We start from the raw sequence: 19009 nt of genomic DNA, 5'->3' as shown, positions 1-19009 counted from the left end.
CGGCTATTACAAGGACTCAGCTCAATATGGAGACCGATCCCAGGTATTTCAAGGTGCGTGGCAGATTGTCGCAAGCCAGGCTGTCCAACCAGTGTAAATTTTCCCAGCTTCGTAACCAGGTGAACTGTCTCTTGGCCAATTGGCGCGTGGCGATGATGCCGCGTTCCTGCATCTCGTCCCGCGTCAGCTTGCCGTCGAGATGGTCCCAGACCTGGCGATACCCTACAGCTCTTATAGACGGTAAATTCGAGTGCAGGTCACCCCTCGAACGTAACGCTACGACTTCTTCAACGAATCCTTCATCAAGCATTTGCCTGAAACGCAATGCGATCCGGTCATGCAATACCTTGCGATCCTGCGGAGCGATCGCGAGATTTGCGACAGTATAGGGCAATTGATGTCGCCCCGAACCGCCAGCTTGAGCAGTTTGCGCACTTTGTTGCTCACGGTGTGCGGTCATGCTCATGCCGCTGACCCGATAAACCTCAAGCGCTCTCACCAGCCGCTGTGGGTCATTGGGATGAATCCTCGCCGCCGACACCGGATCAACACTTGCCAACTCATCGTGTAACGCCTGCCAGCCGCGGCTGGCCGCTTCGGCTTCGAGTTGCGCCCGGACCTCTGCGTCAGCCGCTGGCATGTCGGCCAGGCCCTCTAATAGAGCCTTGAAATACAACATGGTGCCACCGACCAGCAGGGGAATTTTTCCTTTGCGGGTGATTTCAGCCATGGCCTCCAACGCGTCAGTGCGAAAATCCGCCGCGGAATAGCTCTCCGACGGGTCGAGGATATCGATCAGCCGATGGGGATACTTGTCCAAAAGCGCTTTTGACGGTTTGGCGGTGCCGATGTCCATGCCACGATAGACCAGCGCCGAATCGACACTGATCAGCTCGCAGGGCAGCACCTTGGTCAGCTCGATGGCCAGGTCGGTCTTGCCGGCGGCGGTCGGCCCCATCAGAAAGATGGCCGGAGGAAGTGCACTCATCAGCGACCGCGCAAAAACAGTTTGTCGAGGTCATCCAGACCCAGCTGGGTCCAGGTCGGTCGGCCATGGTTGCACTGGCCGCTGCGCTCGGTGTTTTCCATGTCGCGCAACAGGCCGTTCATTTCCGGAATCGCCAGGCGCCGGTTCGCCCTCACCGCGCCATGACAGGCCATGGTGCCAAGCAGCTCGTTCATGTGCGCTTGCACCCGGTCGCTGGTGCCGTACTCCATCAGATCGGACAACACGTCATGCACAAGACGGTTGGCTTCGGCCTGTTTGAGCAATGCGGGAATCTGTCGGATCGCCAGGCTTTCGGGCCCCAGGCGCTGCAACTCGAACCCCAGTTGCTGGAAGGTCGCCATGTGCTCTTCGGCGCAGTCAGCTTCACGCTGGCTGACGGCAATCGACTCTGGCACCAGCAGCGGCTGCCCGCTCAAGCCCTCGCTGGCCATGGCGATTTTCAGGCGCTCGTACATGATCCGCTCGTGGGCGGCGTGCATGTCCACCAGCACCAGCCCGTGAGCGTTCTCAGCGAGGATATAAATGCCTTTGAGTTGTGCCAGCGCGTAGCCCAACGGCGGGATATCCCCTTGAGATTCCGGCAAAGGAACGCCCACTGCATTGCCCGGCGTCGCCTGCGCCCCCGGAAGCGGAGCAAAGAACGCGCTGTAGGCCGCTCGCGCTTCTTCGGCAGGCAATACAGAAGAAGGGCGCGGCGTGTACTGATACTGATAACCCGCGCCAGCGCCGGAACCCGCCGCTGGGCCACCGCCCGCGTTGTTTGGGGTGTTCCACGCCGAGCCCTGTGGGGTTTCCAACACATTGTTAGCCAGACGCATCTCGCCTTGGGGGCCGAACTCGCCCGCTTCCGGCCCGGTCGGACGCACCAGCGCCGTGACCGAGGTCGTGCCAGCGAGCTGGTCTTCCGGGCGGACATCGCCCAAAGCCCGATGCAACGTGCCGTACAGGAAGTCATGCACCATGCGCCCGTCGCGGAAACGGACCTCGTGCTTGGTCGGGTGCACGTTGACGTCGACCACCGCAGGGTCGACCTCGAAGAACAGCACGAACGTCGGATGACGACCATTGAACAGCACGTCGCGATAGGCCTGACGCACCGCGTGGGCCACCAGTTTGTCGCGAACCGCGCGGCCGTTGACGAAGAAATACTGCAAGTCAGCCTGGCTGCGAGAGAAGGTCGGCAGCCCCACCCAGCCCCAGAGTTTCAGGCCGTTGCGTTCGACCTCGATCGGCAGCGCCTGCTCCAGAAAGCCCGGACCGCAGACCGCCGAGACGCGTCGCGCCCGAGCCACGTCATCGCGGGCTTCGTGAAGACTGAGAATGGTCTTGCCGTTGTGGCGCAGATGGAACGCGACGTCGAAACGCGCCAGCGCCATGCGCTTGATCACTTCTTGAAGGTGATCGAATTCAGTTTTTTCAGCCTTCAGGAATTTGCGGCGCGCCGGGGTGTTGAAGAACAGGTCGCGCACTTCCACCGACGTGCCCACCGGGTGCGCGGCAGGCTGAACACGAGAGACCATGTCGCGCCCCTCGGTTTCCACTTGCCAGGCCTGATCGGCATCGCGGGTGCGGGACGTCAGCGTCAGGCGGGCCACGGAACTGATCGACGCCAGCGCCTCCCCCCTGAAACCCAGGCTCATCACGCGCTCAAGGTCTTCTAGTTCGCGAATCTTGCTGGTGGCGTGTCGCGCCAGGGCCAGCGGCAGGTCGTCGGACGAGATGCCGCCACCGTCGTCGCGCACGCGCAACAGTTTGATACCCGCTTGTTCGACATCGACATCAATGCGACGGGCTCCGGAATCGAGGCTGTTTTCCAGCAATTCCTTGATGACCGACGCCGGACGCTCGACCACCTCACCTGCCGCGATCTGGTTTGCCAGTCGCGGACTGAGCAATTGAATGCGCGCAGCTTCGGCGGCCGGGCCGTCAACGCTTACGCTGACGTCCAGGCCTTCTTCATCGAGCAGCAGACCCGTCACGGCTCACCCGCCAGTTCCGCGCTCGGAATCTTCAATTGCTGACCGACTTTCAATTCATCGGAGCTGAGATTATTCGCCGAACGCAACGTTGCCATGCTCATGTCGTAACGGGCCGAGAGCATGCTCAGCGACTCACCCGGACGCACCATATGCTCACGCGGCCCCATGGCCAGCTTGCCGTTGTCCCTCAGCCAGGCGATGTACGTGCCCTGTGGCGGATTCTGCTGGAAGAACTGCTTCACACCTGCCGTGATCGAACGCGCCAGCGCCTGCTGGTGGCTGGCACCTTGAAGCTTGCTGGCCTCGGCAGAGTTGGAGATGAAGCCAGTTTCCACCAGGATCGATGGGATGTCGGGCGATTTGAGCACCATAAAGCCTGCCTGCTCGACCCGTGCCTTGTGCAGCGAGGTTACGCGGCCGATGTTGGTCAAGACTTTCTGGCCGACGTTGAGGCTCGACGTCAGCGACGCGGTCATCGACAGGTCGAGTAACACGCCTGCCAGCATGCGGTCTTTGTCGTCCAGGCTCACAGCACCCGCCCCGCCGATCAAGTCGGAGCGGTTTTCACTGTCTGCCAGCCAACGGGCGGTTTCGGAGGTGGCACCCCGTTCGGACAACGCAAACACCGATGCACCGAATGCTGCCGACGATGGCGCAGCGTCAGCGTGAATCGACACGAAAAGGTCGGCTCCTTTGGCGCGGGCGATTTCAGTGCGTTTACGCAACGGGATGAAGTAATCGCCAGTACGGGTCAGCTCGGCACGGTAGCCCTTCTCGGCATTGATCTGGCGCTGCAATTCCTTGGCGATCGACAGCACCACGTTCTTTTCTTTCTCGCCCCGGCTGCCTGATGCACCCGGGTCTTCACCACCGTGTCCGGCATCGATGACTACCACAATGTCGCGCTTGCCGTTCGGCACAGGCGTGAGCTTGATTTCAGGCTTCGACGGGCTGACCGGCACCGCTGGCGTTGCCGGGGCTACGGTGGCCGGGGTATCGGCGACGGTCGGCGGCGGGTTGGCGTCGGCAGGGTTGTCGTAAAGATCGACTACCAGACGATTGCCGTACTGCTGGTTCGGCGCCAGCGTGAAGCTTTTCGGGGTCACGGCCTTTTTCAGGTCGATGACCACGCGCAGGTCGTCCGGCGTGCGTTGCGCTGAACGCATGCTGGTGATCGGCGTGTTGGCGGTGGGGATGTTCAGCGCGCCGCCCAGCGTCGCGCCGTTGATGTCGATGACCAGACGGTCCGGAGACTGAAGGGTAAAGACGCTGTGCTGAACCGGGCCAGACAGGTCGAAAACCAGTCGAGTGTTATCCGGAGCACGCCATAAGCGGACACTTCGTACCTGTGAAGCGGCCAACGCGTCGACGGCCAGCGTCGTCAGCAGCAGTCCAATCACAGTAACCAGCGCGCGCATGCGCATACCTAACCCCATATCTATTTGAATTCCAAAGCCAAAGCGGCACACCATTTCTCACCGCGCGAGCTTTCAGGGCTCAGAGTCAGCGCTCGACCTTCCGCGTGCGGCCTAATGGTAATGATCAGGTCAGGCTTTGGCAAAAAGCCCGCACCGAGATTGGGCCACTCGATCAGGCAAAGGGCCTCCCCTTCGAAGTAATCCCGTATGCCGAGGAATTCTAGCTCTTCTGGATCAACAAGTCGGTAAAGATCAAAGTGATACGCGCGATTTCTCCCAATCTCGTAAGGTTCCACGAGGGTGAATGTCGGGCTTTTGACCGCGCCGACATGGCCCAGCCCTCGGATGATTCCCCGCGACAGGGTGGTCTTGCCAGCCCCCAGATCGCCCTCAAGAAAAATAATCCCATTGCTTTCAGTGACTTGGGCAATCCGCGCGCCAAATTCGGTCATCGCCTCTTCACCCATCAGGTGCAGGGTTAACTCAGACACGGTTGTTGCTCCTCCAGAAGCCTACGAATAACAGGAATCAGATCAGCGGCAGCCATCCCGCGCCCACTGGCGCCACATTGTTCTCCCGCCAGCGCGTGCAGCCAGACGCCGAGGCAGGCGGCCTCGAAAGCGGGCATTTTTTGCGCCATCAACGCGCCAATGACGCCCGCCAGCACATCGCCCAAACCGCCCGTCGCCATCGCCGGATGACCGTGATTGGCCAGCGCCAGATCCCCAGCAGGGTTAGCAATGAGGCTGCCGCTGCCCTTCAGAACACAGACAGCGTTGAATTTCCGGGCCAGCGCTCGCGCAGCAGCGGGCCGATCGGCTTGAATTTCCTGAGTGCCAATGCCCAGCAAACGCGCCGCCTCCCCAGGGTGCGGCGTGATCACGCAATCCTTGGGCAACCGCACCAGACCGGCGGCCAACTGATTCAGCGCGTCAGCGTCCCAGACTTGAGGCCGTTGGGCATTGGCGGCGGCAGACAACAGGCTGCGGCCCCAACTGTGCTGCCCCAATCCTGGCCCGACGACCAACACGCTGGCGGGCTCGATCAGCGCCATCAGTTGATTCGCCGAGCTGATGCCAGCGCTCATGACTTCGGGAAACCGCGTCAACGCAGCGGTAACGTGTTCGGGACGGGTCGCCAGCGTGACCATCCCCGCGCCGCTGCGCAAGGCGCTTTCCGTGGACAGCAGGGCCGCCCCGCCGAAGCCAAGATCGCCGCCAATGACCAACACGCGACCAAACTGGCCTTTATGGGCCGTGCGAGGACGAGCCTTGAGGACGGGCAGATTAAATGTATCGAGACGTTTAACGCTGACGGGCGCTTGCCCGACGATGGCCGGATCAGCCTGTAAATCGTCGAACACCAGCTCACCGACCAAGTCAGGCGCATCACCGGTGAACAGGCCGACCTTGAGACCAATGAAGGTCACCGTCAGATCGGCACGCACCGCCACGCCCAGCGTGTGGCCCGTGTCCGCGCACAGCCCCGACGGGATGTCGACTGCCATGACCGGCAAACGACTGTCGTTTATGGCGTGAATGGCGGACGTGTAGGGGTCGCGCACATCGCCCTTGAGACCCGTCCCGAGCAGCGCATCGACGACGATCCCGCTCAGCACTTGTTGCTGCCACGGCTGGATGTCGACCTGATCGCCCGCCGCTTCTTTATAAGCGGTCTCGGCATCGCCCTTCAGCGCCGAGCAATCGCCCACAGCCAGCACCGTCACCTGCCAGCCTACGCGCTTGGCCAAGGCCGCAATCAAATAGCCATCGCCCGCGTTATTGCCATGGCCTGCCAGCACTGTCAGTCGCTGACCGTCAGGCCAGTGGCGACGGATCGCGCGCCAGGCGGCGTGGGCTGCGCGCTGCATGAGTTCGAAGCCAGGCGTGCCTGCGGCAATCAGGCGTGCGTCGAGGTCACGGACCTGCGCGGCGCTGTACAGTGCGCCGGGAAATGGGGGTTTGCTGTGCAACATGCGTCTTTGGGCTCCGATGTCTGGCAGAATTATACGCACCTACGCCCCGGTGTCCTCCTTGCATGTCCGCGATAACTGTAGATCCAGCCACACATTCCGCACCCTTGTCGGTGGCGGCATTGTCCGAGCTTGCCCAATCCATCAAGGACTGGGGGCGCGAACTCGGCTTCCAACAAGTGGGCATCTCGGGGCTGGATCTGGCGAAACATGAGCAGCATCTGGAGCGCTGGCTCGAAGCCGGGTATCACGGCGAGATGGACTATATGGCAGCGCACGGCAGCAAACGTTCGCACCCGGAGGAATTGGTGCCGGGCACGCTGCGAGTGGTGTCGTTGCGTATGGACTATCTGCCGGGCGAAACGCAGATGGCGCAATTGCTGGCTCAGCCGGAAAAAGCCTATGTCTCGCGTTATGCCTTAGGCCGCGATTATCACAAGCTGATTCGCAAGCGCGTGCAGCAACTGGCCGAGCGTATCCAGCAAGCCATCGGCCCCTTCGGTTTCAGGGCGTTCGTCGACAGCGCCCCGGTGCTGGAAAAGGCCATCGCCGAACAGGCCGGTCTGGGCTGGATTGGCAAGAACACGCTGGTGCTGAATCGCAAGGCCGGGAGCTACTTCTTCCTGAGCGAGCTGTTCGTCGATTTGCCGCTGCCGACCGATGCCCCTCATGCCACCGAACATTGCGGGCGTTGCACAGCTTGTCTGGACGTGTGCCCGACCAACGCGTTCGTCGGGCCGTACGTGCTGGACGCCCGGCGCTGCATTTCTTACCTGACCATCGAATTGAAAACGTCGATTCCCGAAGAGTTGCGCTCGATGATCGGCAATCGAGTGTTCGGCTGCGACGATTGTCAGATCGTCTGCCCCTGGAACCGTTTCGCCCGGCCCACCGATCAAAACGACTTCAAACCCCGCCACGGCCTCGATAACGCCGAACTGACGACGCTGTTTTTGTGGGATGAGACGACGTTCCTCAGCAATACCGAAGGCTCGCCATTGCGGCGTGCGGGGTATGAACGGTGGTTGAGGAATCTTGCGGTGGGGCTGGGCAATGCGCCTTCTACCATTCCGGTGATCGAAGCATTGAAAGCGCGCCTGAATGATCCATCAGAATTGGTGCGGGAGCATGTGGAATGGGCATTGCGGCAGCATTCGAACAGCATCCCAAGCTGATGGCCGATTGCTGACCTGTGGGAGCGAATTTATTCGTGAGACGTCGGTACATCCGACACATCTTCGTGACCTGAACATCGTTCGCGAATGAATTCGCTCCTACAGAGGATTACGCATTGCCCGGCATCAAGTGCAAGGCGGGTTAATTGAAACGAATCAATGCCCATCCTTGTACACAAACTTGGGCATTTCCCAGTGGTACTTGATCGCCAGCAGACGCAGCAACAGCCCACCCGACAAGGTAATCAGCGTGCCCTGCTCGATCGGCAACCCCGCCCACTGACACAACAAGAAGCACCACGCCGCTGCGAACGAGACACTGGCATACAGCTCGCGTCGAAAAATCAGCGGAATGTCGTTGCAGAAGATGTCTCGCAGGATGCCGCCAAAGGTCCCGGTGATCACCCCACTGACCGCCGCCACCAGCATGCCCAGCCCCATGTCCAACGCCGTCGTGGAGCCGATGATCGTAAACGCCACCAGACCCAAGGCGTCGAGCACCAGGAACAGCGAGCGGAGGTGGCGCATCAGCGGTGCAATAAAGATCGTCACCAAAGCGGCCACCGTGGTGAGGATCAAGTATTCCGGGTGTTTCACCCACGTCAGCGGATAGTGGCCCAACAGCACGTCACGTACCGAACCGCCTCCCAGCGCCGTGATGCAGGCAATCAGCACCACGCCAAACCAGTCCATGCCGCGACGTCCGGCAGACAGCGCTCCAGTCATGGCCTCGGCAGTGATGGCAATCAGGTAAAGCATCAACAGCATGGTGGCGATCCGTGCGAAAGAGGGACGCAGTTTGAAACGTTTAGAAGCGCTTGCCCGCGGTTACGGTGTTCCTGTCACGGGCAAGCAAACGCCTAGTCGACGCGTCAGACTTTGATGAAATGCTCGCGATAAAAACGCAACTCGGCGATGGATTCACGAATGTCGTCCAGTGCCAGGTGGGTGCTGCCCTTCTTGAACTTAAGCTCCGGCGACCAGCGCGCTGCCAGTTCCTTGAGCGTCGAAACATCGAGGTTGCGGTAATGGAAGTAGTTTTCCAGGGTTGGCATGCGCTTATAAAGGAAGCGGCGGTCCTGACAGATGCTGTTGCCGCAGATTGGCGAGCTGCGCTCCGGCACCCACTGTTTGATGAAATCCAGAGTCATGGCTTCCGCCTCGGCAGTGGAAATCGTGCTCTCGCGCACGCGCTGGGTCAGGCCCGAACCGCCGTGCTGACGGGTGTTCCACTCGTCCATGCCATTCAACAGGTCATCGCTTTGATGCACGGCGATGACCGGCCCTTCGGCCAGAGTGTTCAGCTCGCTGTCGGTGATGATGGTCGCCATCTCGATGATGACGTCGTTGTCAGGGTCCAGACCGGTCATTTCCAGGTCGATCCAGATCAGATTCTGCTTGTTCTGCATATGTCGGCTCCTCAGCGTAGGCGCGCAGTTTAGCGTAGCCGAGCGTGCTAGACTCCCCCGCGCCTTACCCAATTAGCAGCTTTTGCATTCCGGATCTCAGAACACCCATGGCCAAACGCCAACTCAACCGCCGCCAAAACTGGCGCATCGAAAAGATTCAAGGCGAGCGCGCTGCCCGTGCCGCCAAACGTGAATCCCAAGCACTGGAAACGCTGGAAGGCGGCGATCTGGGTCCCGAGCAGACGGGGCTGGTCATCGCTCACTTCGGCGTTCAAGTGGAAGTCGAGGCACAGGAAGGCGAACTGAGCGGTCAGGTGTTCCGCTGCCATTTGCGGGCCAACCTGCCAGCGCTGGTGACCGGCGACAGAGTCGTCTGGCGGGCAGGCAATCAGGGCATTGGTGTTATCGTCGCGCAATTGCCGCGCAATACCGAACTGTGTCGTCCGGACACCCGAGGCCAGCTCAAGCCGGTGGCCGCCAACGTCGACATGATCGTCATCGTGTTCGCCCCCGCGCCTGAACCTCATGCCAACTTGATCGACCGGTATCTGGTGGCCGCAGAACACGCCGGCATTCGCCCGCTGTTGCTGCTGAACAAATTCGACCTGATCAACGACGAGAATGCCCCGGCGCTGAATGCGCTGCTGGCGGTCTATCGGACATTGGGCTACCCGGTGCTGGAAGTGTCGGCTCATCACGGTGACGGGATGCAGCAATTGCAGGATCTGCTGGACAGCCACATCAGCGTATTCGTCGGTCAGTCGGGCGTGGGCAAGTCTTCCTTGGTCAATAGCCTGCTGCCGGAAGTCGGCACGCGGGTCGGGCCTTTGTCGGAGTATTCCGGCCAAGGCACTCACACCACGACCACCGCCCGCCTGTTCCACTTCCCCCGTGGCGGCGATCTGATCGATTCCCCCGGTATTCGGGAGTTCGGCTTGGGCCATGTGAGCCGCGCCGACGTCGAAGCGGGCTTCATCGACTTCAACGACCTGCTGGGCCGCTGCCGCTTCCGCGATTGCAAACATGATCGCGAACCGGGGTGTGCGCTGCTCAAGGGTTTGGAAGATGGCCGCGTGCAGCAACAGCGGATGAACAGCTATCGCTCAATCATCGCGAGTTTGCCGGATAGCAGTTACTAAAACCTGCCGCACACAAAAACGCCGCGATCATCGCGGCGTTTTTTTCAAACCGGGTATCAGTTCTTGGTCTCGTCGATCTTCAGTTGCCCCTGATCGAACAGGTTCAGCTTCTGCCGAATTTCATGGGGCTGGGCGTAGGCCTGGGGATCGACGGCTGGCGCTGCGGTCGATGCCCCTGGCTTGGCGCCCGGCGCCGTCGGCGAGGTCGGAGCGGGAGCAGCATCCGATTTAGGCGCATCCCCCGTCCCTTGTGCACCTTCGATACGCTGCTGGGCCTTCTTGGTCAAAACCACGATATCGATACGACGGTTGATCGGATTAGTGGGGCTGTCCTTGTCATAAAGCGCCGACGACGCGTAGCCCACCACACGAGCGACCTGAGGATCAGGATAGCCACCGGCAGTCAGCGCACGGCGAGCGGCGTTGGCGCGGTTGGCCGACAGCTCCCAGTTACCGAAACCGTTGTTGCCCACGAAAGGCGTCGCATCGGTGTGACCACTCACGCTGATCTTGTTCGGCACCGCTTTGATGGTGTCGGCCATGGCCAGCAGAATGTCTTCGAAATACGGCTTCAGACGCGCGCTGCCGATGTCGAACATAGGCCGGTTTTCAGCGTCCATGATCTGGATACGCAGGCCGTCCTGAGTGATCTCAAACAGGATCTGATCCTTGAACTTCGCCAGTTGCGGGTTCTCGTTGACCTTGGTCTGCAGCTCCTGCAACAGCATCTCCAGCCGCTCTTGCTCGACCTGCTCGGCCGCTGCGTCTTCCTTGTCGGCGTCCACGGGCACCTTGTCCGGGGCGGGGGTGGATTTCACTTCAGGGTTGAGCGTCTGGTCGGGCGACATCTCGGGCGAACCGCCCAGGTCGATCACGTAAGGCGAACCGCTGTCGGAAAACCCGACCGGGTCTTTGAAGTAACCGGCAATGGCGATCAACTGCTCGGGCGTGGCCGAGGACATCAGCCACAGCACGAGGAAGAACGCCATCATCGCCGTCGCGAAGTCGGCGAAGGCGATTTTCCAGGCGCCGCCGTGGTGGCCGCCGCCGAAGCGCTTTACGCGCTTGACGATAATGGGCTGATTATTTTCCATGGATCAACGACCGCGAACAGCTTGTTCCAGCTCGCTGAAGCTGGGGCGGTGCGCCGGGTAGAGAACCTTGCGACCGAATTCGACAGCCAGTGAAGGCGGCACGCCTGAGGCCGAGGCCACCAGCGAAGCCTTGATCGACTCGAACACGTTCATTTCTTCTTTGGCGTCGTGGGCCAGGCACTGAGCCAGTGGGCCGAAGAAGCCGTATGCCGCGAGAATACCGAAGAACGTACCGACGAGCGCCGCACCGACGTGCATACCGATCGCGGCCTTGTCACCGGAACCCAGGGACGCCATGGTCACCACGATACCGAGTACCGCCGCCACGATACCGAAGCCGGGCATACCGTCCGCCACACCGGTGACGGCATGGGAAGGATGTTCCAGCTCTTCCTTCATGCTCAGCAGTTCCATGTCGAACAGGCCTTCCAGCTCGTGGGGAGCCATGTTGCCGGAGGACATGATGCGCAGGTAATCGCAGATGAATGCGATCATCTTGGTGTCTTTGAGCACGCTGGGGTACTTGGCGAAGATCGGGCTGTTTTCAGGCTCTTCGATATCGCCCTCGATGGCCATCATGCCTTCGCGGCGGCTCTTGTTGAGGATCTCGTAGATCAGCCCCAGCACCTCCAGATAGAAGGCGTGAGTGAAGCGTGAACCGAACATCTTCACGGACTTCTTGATCACGTGCATGGTCATATAGCCCGGGTTCGCCTGCAAAAATGCACCGAACGCGGCACCACCGATGATCAACACCTCGAAAGGCTGGATCAACGCAGCGATTTGACCATGGGAAAGTACGTAGCCGCCGAGGACGCTCGCGAAAACGACGATGATGCCGATAATTTTTGCCATAGATAAAGAATACTTACTGAGTCGGGTTCATGGTCATTGTGCGAGAAGCGTTCAAAACTCTTGTTCTACTTATCGGCATGAGTGCGCCAGACTATAGTGAAATCAAGCGAAAATCCTGCCTGGCGTCTGGCCCGGGTCTAGCAGCACGAAGGCCAGCATGATGCCATCATTCGACGTCGATCAAAACCTCCCAGCCGTACGGGCCTTGTGAATGCAATCAGATAAAGCCTCCCCGCTCCTCGTTCCGCAGACACTCGATGCCTGGGTCAAACAGCTAGACAGTCTCGCCCTGCCTGTTCCCGCCGTCGCGCATGCGAAGGTCAATGCCGCGCTCAACGACAGTCGCAGATCGCTGCGCGAGATTGCTGACTTGATGCAGGACAGCCCCGCGCTGGTTCTCAGCGTGCTGCGCGAAGCCAATGTGCACAGCGGCGGCCTGACCGAACCGGCCGAAAGCCTCGAAGTGGCGCTGAATAGACTGGGGCTTGCCCGCACCGGCACTTTGCTCGCACGATTGCCGAGCGTGGAACTGCAACAAATCCCGGTCGCGCTGCGCCAACTGCAACTGATCAGCCAGCACGCCACACAACAGGCGTACGGGCTGTTCGCGAATCAGTTGGCGCGTCTGTGGCAAGACATTCATTTGGGCAGCCTGCTGTTCCTCGCGCCACTGTGGCCCATGGCGCTGGCCCATCCCAAGTTGCTGGAAGAGTGGGAATTGCGGGTTATCCACAAAGGAGAGTGCGCCAAGACTGTGGAAAAAGCCTTGTTCGGCGTGCGCCTGGTGCAACTGTGCCAGGCATTGGCGGAGCGTTGGCAACTGCCGATCTGGGTCACACAGGGCTATAACCTGCTGATGCGCGAACAGCGCAGTCTTGTGAAGGTGCTGCGCATCGCCCACGAGAGCGATGATCCGCTCAAACAACAGCAAGCGCTGGATGCCGATCTGCCTTTGCGCCGCTGGTTCAATCAGCCCGCCAACACCATTCTCCTGGCCAACGGCCTGGCGCTATCGGCACAACAAGCGTGGGACTCGCCGCACAATCTGCGCTGGCAATTGCTGACCAGTCTTTATTTGCAACAGCCCTTCGATGACCTTCAACAACAGGTGCACCAGAACGCCGCTGCCAGCGCTCGTCAACACGCAGCGCCCGGCGTCTGGCATCCGGCCGAAGCGTTGCTATGGCCTTGGGACGCTCGGCGGGTGCACAAAGGCTTGCTGCCCGCGCCACCGCCGTCCGCTGAAGCGCTGCAAGTCTGGCGCAAGCACTGCGGCGACCTGCTCAAAGAGCCCAGCGCCTTCACCAATGCCATGCACCTGACGACCACCGCGCGAGACGCTCTGATCGCATCGGGCATGCAACGGGCCGTGCTGCTGATGATCGACCGTAAAACCGACACCCTGCGGGTGCATCAAATCGCCGGCGTGGACAAATCCGCCGCCGCGCTGCTCATCCCTTATAAAGACAGCACGGTCCTGCAACGCCTGTTGGCCCAAGCCACACAATTGCGTCTGAACGCCAGCAACAACGCCCAGTTTTCGGCCTTGCTGCCCCCTCAACTGCGCAATCTGTTTTCGGGTGAAAACCTGTTGATCCGATCACTGGCCAGCAATGGCCGGGTCATCATGGTGATCGTCGCCGATCAAGGGGGTGGGCCTTTCTCGGAAGTGACGGTGCAAGCCTTCGGAAAAACCGGGCAATGCATAGAGAAAGCGCTGACAACCTTTAGCCATCGCAATGGCTGACGGCTGAGCTACAATTCGCCTATTTTCATGATCTGGAGACACCCATGTCTGCCTTCTCAAGCTTGCCGCTGGTCATCGAGCCCGCAGACCTGCAGGCACGCCTCGGCGCTTCAGAACTGATCCTGGTCGACCTGACCAGCGCCGCCCGCTATGAAGCCGGTCATCTCCCCGGTGCTCGCTTTGTCGACCCCAAACGTACCCAACTCGGCCAACCGCCCGCGCCAGGCCTGCTGCCGACTCAGGCGCAGCTGGACGCACTGTTCGGCGAGCTCGGTCACAACCCGAATGCCGTTTATGTGGTGTACGACGACGAAGGCGGCGGCTGGGCCGGGCGCTTCATCTGGCTGCTGGACGTCATCGGCCATTCGAAATACCACTATCTGGACGGCGGCCTGCTGTCCTGGCAGGCGGAAGGTTTGCCGCTGTCTACGGAAGTGCCCGCTCCTGCTGGCGGCCCGGTGCCAGTGACGATTCACGACGACCCCACCGCCACCCGCGAATACCTGCAAAGCCGACTGGGCGCTGACGACCTCGCCATCTGGGACGCACGTGGTCCTACCGAATATTCAGGCGAAAAGGTCGTGGCAGCACGCGGCGGCCATATTCCAGGCGCTGTGAACTTCGAATGGACGGGGGGCATGGATCAGGCCCGCAGTCTGCGCATCCGCAAGGACATGCCGCAGATTCTGGAGAGCCTGGGCATCACCCCGGACAAGGAAGTCATCACCCATTGCCAGACCCACCATCGCTCAGGCTTCACCTACCTGGTCGCCAAGGCGCTGGGTTACCCGCGAATCAAGGGTTACGCCGGTTCGTGGGGCGAATGGGGCAATCACCTGGATACGCCCATCGAGAAGTAATCGCTCACCCGGCACTCCCTGTCTCGACTTTTGAAAAGCCTTTTGAACGCTTTAGGAACCTTGATGAAACAGCGTCTGTTTATCCTTTTCCAATACCTGCTTCCCCACCATCTGCTGTCACGTCTGGCGGGCTGCGTTGCCGAGTGCCGCGTGCGCTGGTTCAAGAACGCCTTCACCCAGTGGTTCGCACGCCGCTATAACGTCGACATGTCCCAGGCCTTGGTGGAAGACATCACGGCGTACCCACACTTCAACGACTTCTTTACCCGAGCCCTCAAACCGGGGGCACGCCCGCTGGACGAAACACCGGGCGCAATTCTGTGCCCTGCCGATGGCGCGGTAAGCCAGTTGGGCCCGATCGACCACGGCCGGATTTTCCAGGCGAAGGGCCACAGCTACAGCGCACTTGAGCTGCTGGGTGGCGATGCACGCTTGTCCGCGCCGTTCATGGGCGGCGAGTTCGCCACTATTTACCTGTCGCCGAAGGACTATCACCGCGTTCACATGCCATTGGCAGGCACGTTGCGCGAGATGGTCTACGTTCCGGGTCGCTTGTTTTCGGTGAACCAGACCACAGCGGAAAACGTCCCGGAATTGTTCGCCCGCAACGAACGCGTGGTCTGCCTGTTCGACACCGAGCGCGGTCCAATGGCCGTAGTGTTGGTGGGCGCGATGATCGTGGCCTCCATCGAAACCGTCTGGGCGGGTCTGATAACCCCTCCAAAACGTGAACTGAAAACCTTCCGCTATGACGAAGCCGCACGCGCACCCATCCATCTGGAGAAGGGCGCCGAGTTGGGGCGCTTCAAGCTAGGCTCGACCGCCATCGTGCTGTTTGGCCCGAATCAGGTGAAGTGGGCAGCGGACCTGGCAGCCGGTTCGCCGACTCGAATGGGTCAATTGCTGGCAACCCCTCCTCAGGCCTGATTCTTGCCTGACAAACTCTGAAACGGTTTATTGGCGGGCCTGTGGTCGAGAGCACAGCCCGCCGCTGGTCAGCCAAGCGCCTTTGTATCCGTATTGATACGGTGTCACATTGACATTAAGGGCTGCCCTCATGGCCCAATGCTGGTACAGTCTCTCGTCAGTCTTGTAGGAAACTTCGCTTTCAATTGACGTAAACTTGCTCGTTTAGCTCGGTCACGCGTGTCATGCATGCGATCGCTTGTAGTCATCTGAGCCAGTAGTTGTTGGAGTTTGCCTGTCACATGAGTAACTTAAGCCTCCCACTGTTGTTGCGCGCCCCTGTGCCGACGCAGTCGAGCCTGTCGTTCTGTGACGCGACGCCGAAAGACCTGAAGCGCTGGATCGCCACTCTCCCTAAAGCCAACCTCGGTGAAATGGCTCGCCAGCTGTATCAGGGCCTGGGCGAACTCAACCAGCTGCTGACCCCCAGTGAAAACCGGCTGCAATTGCTGGAGCTCCTGCGTCCCGAAGTCTTCTTCGTGTGCAAGCACCTGGAACGTCACTTCCTCAATCAGTCGGTCGTGCTTGAAGAACGCCCGCGCAAAGTCGCCAATCTGTGCCAGGCCCTGCAAAACCACCTGGCCATTGGCTACAAGCAAATCATCGCCCGAGTCGCGCCCAAACTCACTCGCGACCGCACCACGCTGCTGACCACTGCCCTTCAACGCGCGCTGCATTGCCTCAATGGCCCGCTGATCCGCGCCAACCAGCTTTATTGCCCGGTGCAAGACGGTCTGTGGCTCGAACTGCATCAGATCTACCAGATTGCTCGCCAGAATCAGTTGCACAACGTTCCAGTGGCTGACAATCAAGCACACCACACTCGCACCCTGACCGTCGAACAGACTTACGTCGTGGCGCTGCTGATGGGGTGCTCCCGCTGCAACCAGATGCGTCAACACAACATCGGCAAACTGGCCGATGCACTGGACGCCTGGAGCTCGATGGTCACGCTGCAACAGCCGGTCGATGACGCCAGCCTGTACGCCGTGGCCCATGGCACCGATACCGCGCCGCGCTACACCACGCTGTACACCGACGATCAGCGCGGCAATCTGCTGGGCATCAACCCTCGCCCGCTTTCGGCAGCCTTGCAGCGCTACATCGAAATGCCGATTGAGCAGCGCTCGCAGTCTTACCTGCACGTACCGCCAGGCCTTTCACTCGACGTGTTGCAACATCTCGCTGCCGCGTGGGGCGATGTGTCTGAGCGTGCTTTCCAGCGCACGGTCGGGCAAGGCACATTGACCGTCTGCGTCGGCATGAGCGCCCTGCACTATTTCGTCGGTGGCAAAAAATGCTTCAGCGATCTGCTGCTGGTGCCTACGGTGACCGTGAGCAAGGTCGCCGAATATAGCTTGCAGCCACTTGAGCCAGCGCGCCACGACCCGTGGGCACAGGCGATGGACGTTCAGCGCACCGGGTCGTCGACTTCCATGCTGCCGTTCGAAGAGATCGAATATCAGCGCGAGGAAGCGGACGGCGGCGCCTCTGCCCTGGATGGTCAGAAGAGCTTTCCCACCTACAACCTGAACATCGTCAACCACAGCCCTGGCGGCTATTGCCTGGCCTGGCCTAAAGACGTTCCCGATCAGCTGCAGGCAGGCGAGATGATCGGCATTCAGGATCACGGCCACGGCTGGAGTATCGCGGTAGTGCGCTGGGTGCGTCAGGTGCGCAGCGGCGGTACGCAGATGGGGGTTGAGCTGATCGCCCCGTTCGCACAGGCGTGCGGCATGCAGTTGCTGCGTGCCGAACAGAGCAGTCAATACCTGCGAGTGCTGTTGCTGCCCGAAGTGCGCGCCATTGATGTGCCTGCCACCGTCATTGCGCCTCGCTTGCCATTCGACGACGGCAATAAAGTGATGATCAACAGCAGCGGCGACGAGCGCCGGGCGACCCTGAGCAATCGCAAGGCCACGACCGGCAGCTACAATCAGTTCGAATACGAAATTCTGGAAGGGCCGAAGAAAGCGACGCCAGAAGCAGGACCGGAGCAGGAATTCGATTCGTTGTGGACGGTGCTCTAACCCCCCAACGCATTACATTCGTGGGAGCCGGCTTGCTGGCGAATGCATTGGGTCAGACACGAAGATGTTTCTGACCTGACGCATTCGCCAGCAAGCCGGCTCCCACAGACGGTGCAACGTCTTAGGTGAAACGGCTTATAAGCCACGCCCTTCGCGATCCCTGAAGCCCAAGAGGTACAGCACCCCATCCAGCCCCAGCGTCGAAATCGCTTGTTTGGCAGACTGCTTCACCAGCGGCTTGGCACGGAATGCAACGCCCAGACCGGCAATGGCCAGCATCGGCAAATCGTTCGCGCCGTCGCCAACGGCGATGGTCTGCTCCAGACTCAAGCCTTCCTTGATCGCCAGCTCGCGCAACAGGTCAGCCTTGCGCTGCGCATCGACAATCGGCTCGACGGCCACGCCGGTGCATTGGCCGTCCACCACTTCCAGCTCGTTGGCGAAGATGTAGTCGATACCCAGTTTCGCCTGCAACTGACGGGCGAAGTAGGTGAAGCCGCCTGACAGAATCGCGGTTTTGTAGCCCAGGCGCTTGAGTTCGGCGAACAGGTTTTCAGCGCCTTCGGTCAAACGCAGCGAGGCGCCGATTTCATCCAGCACTTTGATATCGAGACCTTTGAGCAACGCGAGACGCTCTTTGAAGCTGGCGCGGAAATCCAGCTCGCCCCGCATCGCACGCTCGGTGATTTCCGACACGCGCTCACCCACGCCGTGGGCCTTGGCCAGTTCGTCGATGACTTCAGCCTCGATCAGCGTCGAGTCCATGTCGAACACGGCCAGACGACGATTGCGGCGGAACAGGGAATCCTGCTGGAACGCGATATCAACGTTCAGCTCTTGCGCCACGTGCAGGAACTCGGCGCGCATCTCCTGCGCATCAGCGGGTTCGCCGCGCACGGAAAACTCGATGCAGCCCTTGCCCTTGTCACTTGGCATGTCCGGCGGCATGCGCCCGGACAGACGGTCGATGCGATCAATATTCAAGCCGTATTTGGCGGTGATCGCACTCACGGTTTGCAATTGCTCGGCCGTGACCTTGCGGGTCAGCAGCGTCACGATGTGCCGGTCTTTGCCCTGATCGTCGACCCAGTGCTGGTAGTCGTCTTCGCTGACGTGGGTGAACAGCACCTGTAAGCCCAGCTCATCGACCTTCGACTGCACCCCATCCAACACCGTCGAGCCGTTCTCGGTGTCCGGAATCTGGACCAGAATGCCAAACGAAAGCGTGTCGTGGATCACCGCCTGACCAATATCCAGAACATCGGCGCCGCCGCGAGCCAGCACGCCAGTAATGGCCGCCGTCAGACCCGGACTGTCTTCGCCAGTGATGTTTATCAGGACAATTTCGCGCAAGGC

16 protein-coding genes are annotated in these 19009 nt (G+C 60.5%); 6 read left to right on the top strand and 10 right to left on the bottom strand.

All coding sequences use genetic code 11. The features are described from left to right. Positions 1-16: 16 nt before the first annotated feature. The 5 genes from miaA to ACIQAL_RS17065 are packed head-to-tail and all read right to left on the bottom strand — an operon-like array spanning position 17 to position 6381. Positions 17-988 (bottom strand): tRNA (adenosine(37)-N6)-dimethylallyltransferase MiaA, encoded by a 972-nt coding sequence (gene miaA, locus ACIQAL_RS17085; RefSeq protein WP_401147482.1) that lies wholly within the window; start codon positions 986-988, stop codon positions 17-19. Beyond that, positions 988-2958, bottom strand: coding sequence for a DNA mismatch repair endonuclease MutL (gene mutL / locus ACIQAL_RS17080; protein ID WP_401147850.1), 1971 nt, complete (start codon positions 2956-2958; stop codon positions 988-990). The genes miaA and mutL overlap by 1 nt, the downstream gene beginning before the upstream one ends. Before the next feature lie 26 nt (positions 2959-2984). After that, positions 2985-4424 (bottom strand): N-acetylmuramoyl-L-alanine amidase, encoded by a 1440-nt coding sequence (locus ACIQAL_RS17075; RefSeq protein ID WP_218576229.1) that lies wholly within the window; start codon positions 4422-4424, stop codon positions 2985-2987. A gap of 2 nt (positions 4425-4426) precedes the next feature. Then, entirely contained in the window at positions 4427-4897 is a 471-nt protein-coding gene (gene tsaE / locus ACIQAL_RS17070) for a tRNA (adenosine(37)-N6)-threonylcarbamoyltransferase complex ATPase subunit type 1 TsaE (protein ID WP_401147479.1), read from the bottom strand. Next, the gene (locus tag ACIQAL_RS17065) at positions 4885-6381 is read right to left on the bottom strand and encodes an NAD(P)H-hydrate dehydratase (RefSeq protein ID WP_401147477.1); all 1497 of its coding nucleotides are present in this window, start codon (positions 6379-6381) and stop codon (positions 4885-4887) included. The genes tsaE and ACIQAL_RS17065 overlap by 13 nt, the downstream gene beginning before the upstream one ends. A 62-nt stretch (positions 6382-6443) precedes the next feature. Here ACIQAL_RS17065 and queG point away from each other — a divergent pair, with 62 nt between their 5' ends. Continuing rightward, on the top strand, positions 6444-7553 hold the full coding sequence (gene queG / locus ACIQAL_RS17060) for a tRNA epoxyqueuosine(34) reductase QueG (RefSeq protein ID WP_401147474.1): 1110 nt from the start codon (positions 6444-6446) through the stop codon (positions 7551-7553). Positions 7554-7709: 156 nt separating this feature from the next. On the opposite strand, the gene ACIQAL_RS17055 is transcribed toward queG, so the two are convergent. After that, positions 7710-8321: a trimeric intracellular cation channel family protein gene (locus ACIQAL_RS17055; protein ID WP_401147473.1), complete on the bottom strand. Its 612-nt coding sequence runs from the start codon at positions 8319-8321 to the stop codon at positions 7710-7712. 104 nt (positions 8322-8425) lie between these two features. Further along, entirely contained in the window at positions 8426-8962 is a 537-nt protein-coding gene (gene orn, locus ACIQAL_RS17050; protein WP_166596020.1) for an oligoribonuclease, read from the bottom strand. Positions 8963-9069: 107 nt separating this feature from the next. Between orn and rsgA the strand changes: the two genes are divergently transcribed. Next, positions 9070-10101: a small ribosomal subunit biogenesis GTPase RsgA gene (gene rsgA / locus ACIQAL_RS17045; RefSeq protein WP_401147470.1), complete on the top strand. Its 1032-nt coding sequence runs from the start codon at positions 9070-9072 to the stop codon at positions 10099-10101. A gap of 56 nt (positions 10102-10157) precedes the next feature. Here the strand turns inward: rsgA and motB are convergent, their stop codons facing one another. Both motB and motA read right to left on the bottom strand, forming a co-directional pair. Then, entirely contained in the window at positions 10158-11195 is a 1038-nt protein-coding gene (gene motB / locus ACIQAL_RS17040; protein ID WP_166596022.1) for a flagellar motor protein MotB, read from the bottom strand. A 3-nt stretch (positions 11196-11198) separates the two neighbouring features. After that, positions 11199-12050, bottom strand: a complete 852-nt coding sequence (gene motA, locus ACIQAL_RS17035) for a flagellar motor stator protein MotA (RefSeq protein WP_166596023.1) — start codon at positions 12048-12050, stop codon at positions 11199-11201. Positions 12051-12261: 211 nt separating this feature from the next. Here motA and ACIQAL_RS17030 point away from each other — a divergent pair, with 211 nt between their 5' ends. The 4 genes from ACIQAL_RS17030 to ACIQAL_RS17015 all read left to right on the top strand — a co-directional run bounded on the left by ACIQAL_RS17030 (position 12262) and on the right by ACIQAL_RS17015 (position 17653). After that, positions 12262-13797 carry an HDOD domain-containing protein gene (locus ACIQAL_RS17030; RefSeq protein WP_401147466.1) on the top strand — a complete coding sequence of 512 codons (1536 nt, stop codon included), beginning with the start codon at positions 12262-12264 and terminating at the stop codon, positions 13795-13797. Positions 13798-13841: 44 nt separating this feature from the next. Further along, positions 13842-14657, top strand: a complete 816-nt coding sequence (locus tag ACIQAL_RS17025; protein WP_401147464.1) for a rhodanese-like domain-containing protein — start codon at positions 13842-13844, stop codon at positions 14655-14657. A 63-nt stretch (positions 14658-14720) separates the two neighbouring features. Then, positions 14721-15584 (top strand): archaetidylserine decarboxylase, encoded by an 864-nt coding sequence (gene asd, locus ACIQAL_RS17020; protein ID WP_401147462.1) that lies wholly within the window; start codon positions 14721-14723, stop codon positions 15582-15584. Positions 15585-15865: 281 nt separating this feature from the next. Beyond that, entirely contained in the window at positions 15866-17653 is a 1788-nt protein-coding gene (locus ACIQAL_RS17015) for a molecular chaperone (RefSeq protein ID WP_401147459.1), read from the top strand. Between the two features lie 135 nt (positions 17654-17788). Here ACIQAL_RS17015 and serB read toward each other — a convergent pair whose 3' ends face one another. Then, entirely contained in the window at positions 17789-19006 is a 1218-nt protein-coding gene (gene serB / locus ACIQAL_RS17010) for a phosphoserine phosphatase SerB (protein ID WP_401147457.1), read from the bottom strand. Positions 19007-19009 lie beyond the last annotated feature (3 nt).

The sequence above is a fragment of the Pseudomonas sp. NPDC088368 genome, assembly GCF_044753445.1.
Classification (GTDB): Bacteria; Pseudomonadota; Gammaproteobacteria; order Pseudomonadales; family Pseudomonadaceae; genus Aquipseudomonas; species Aquipseudomonas bambusae.
The sequence above is the reverse complement of the archived record's forward strand: the minus strand, read 5'-3'. Positions and strand labels throughout refer to the sequence as shown.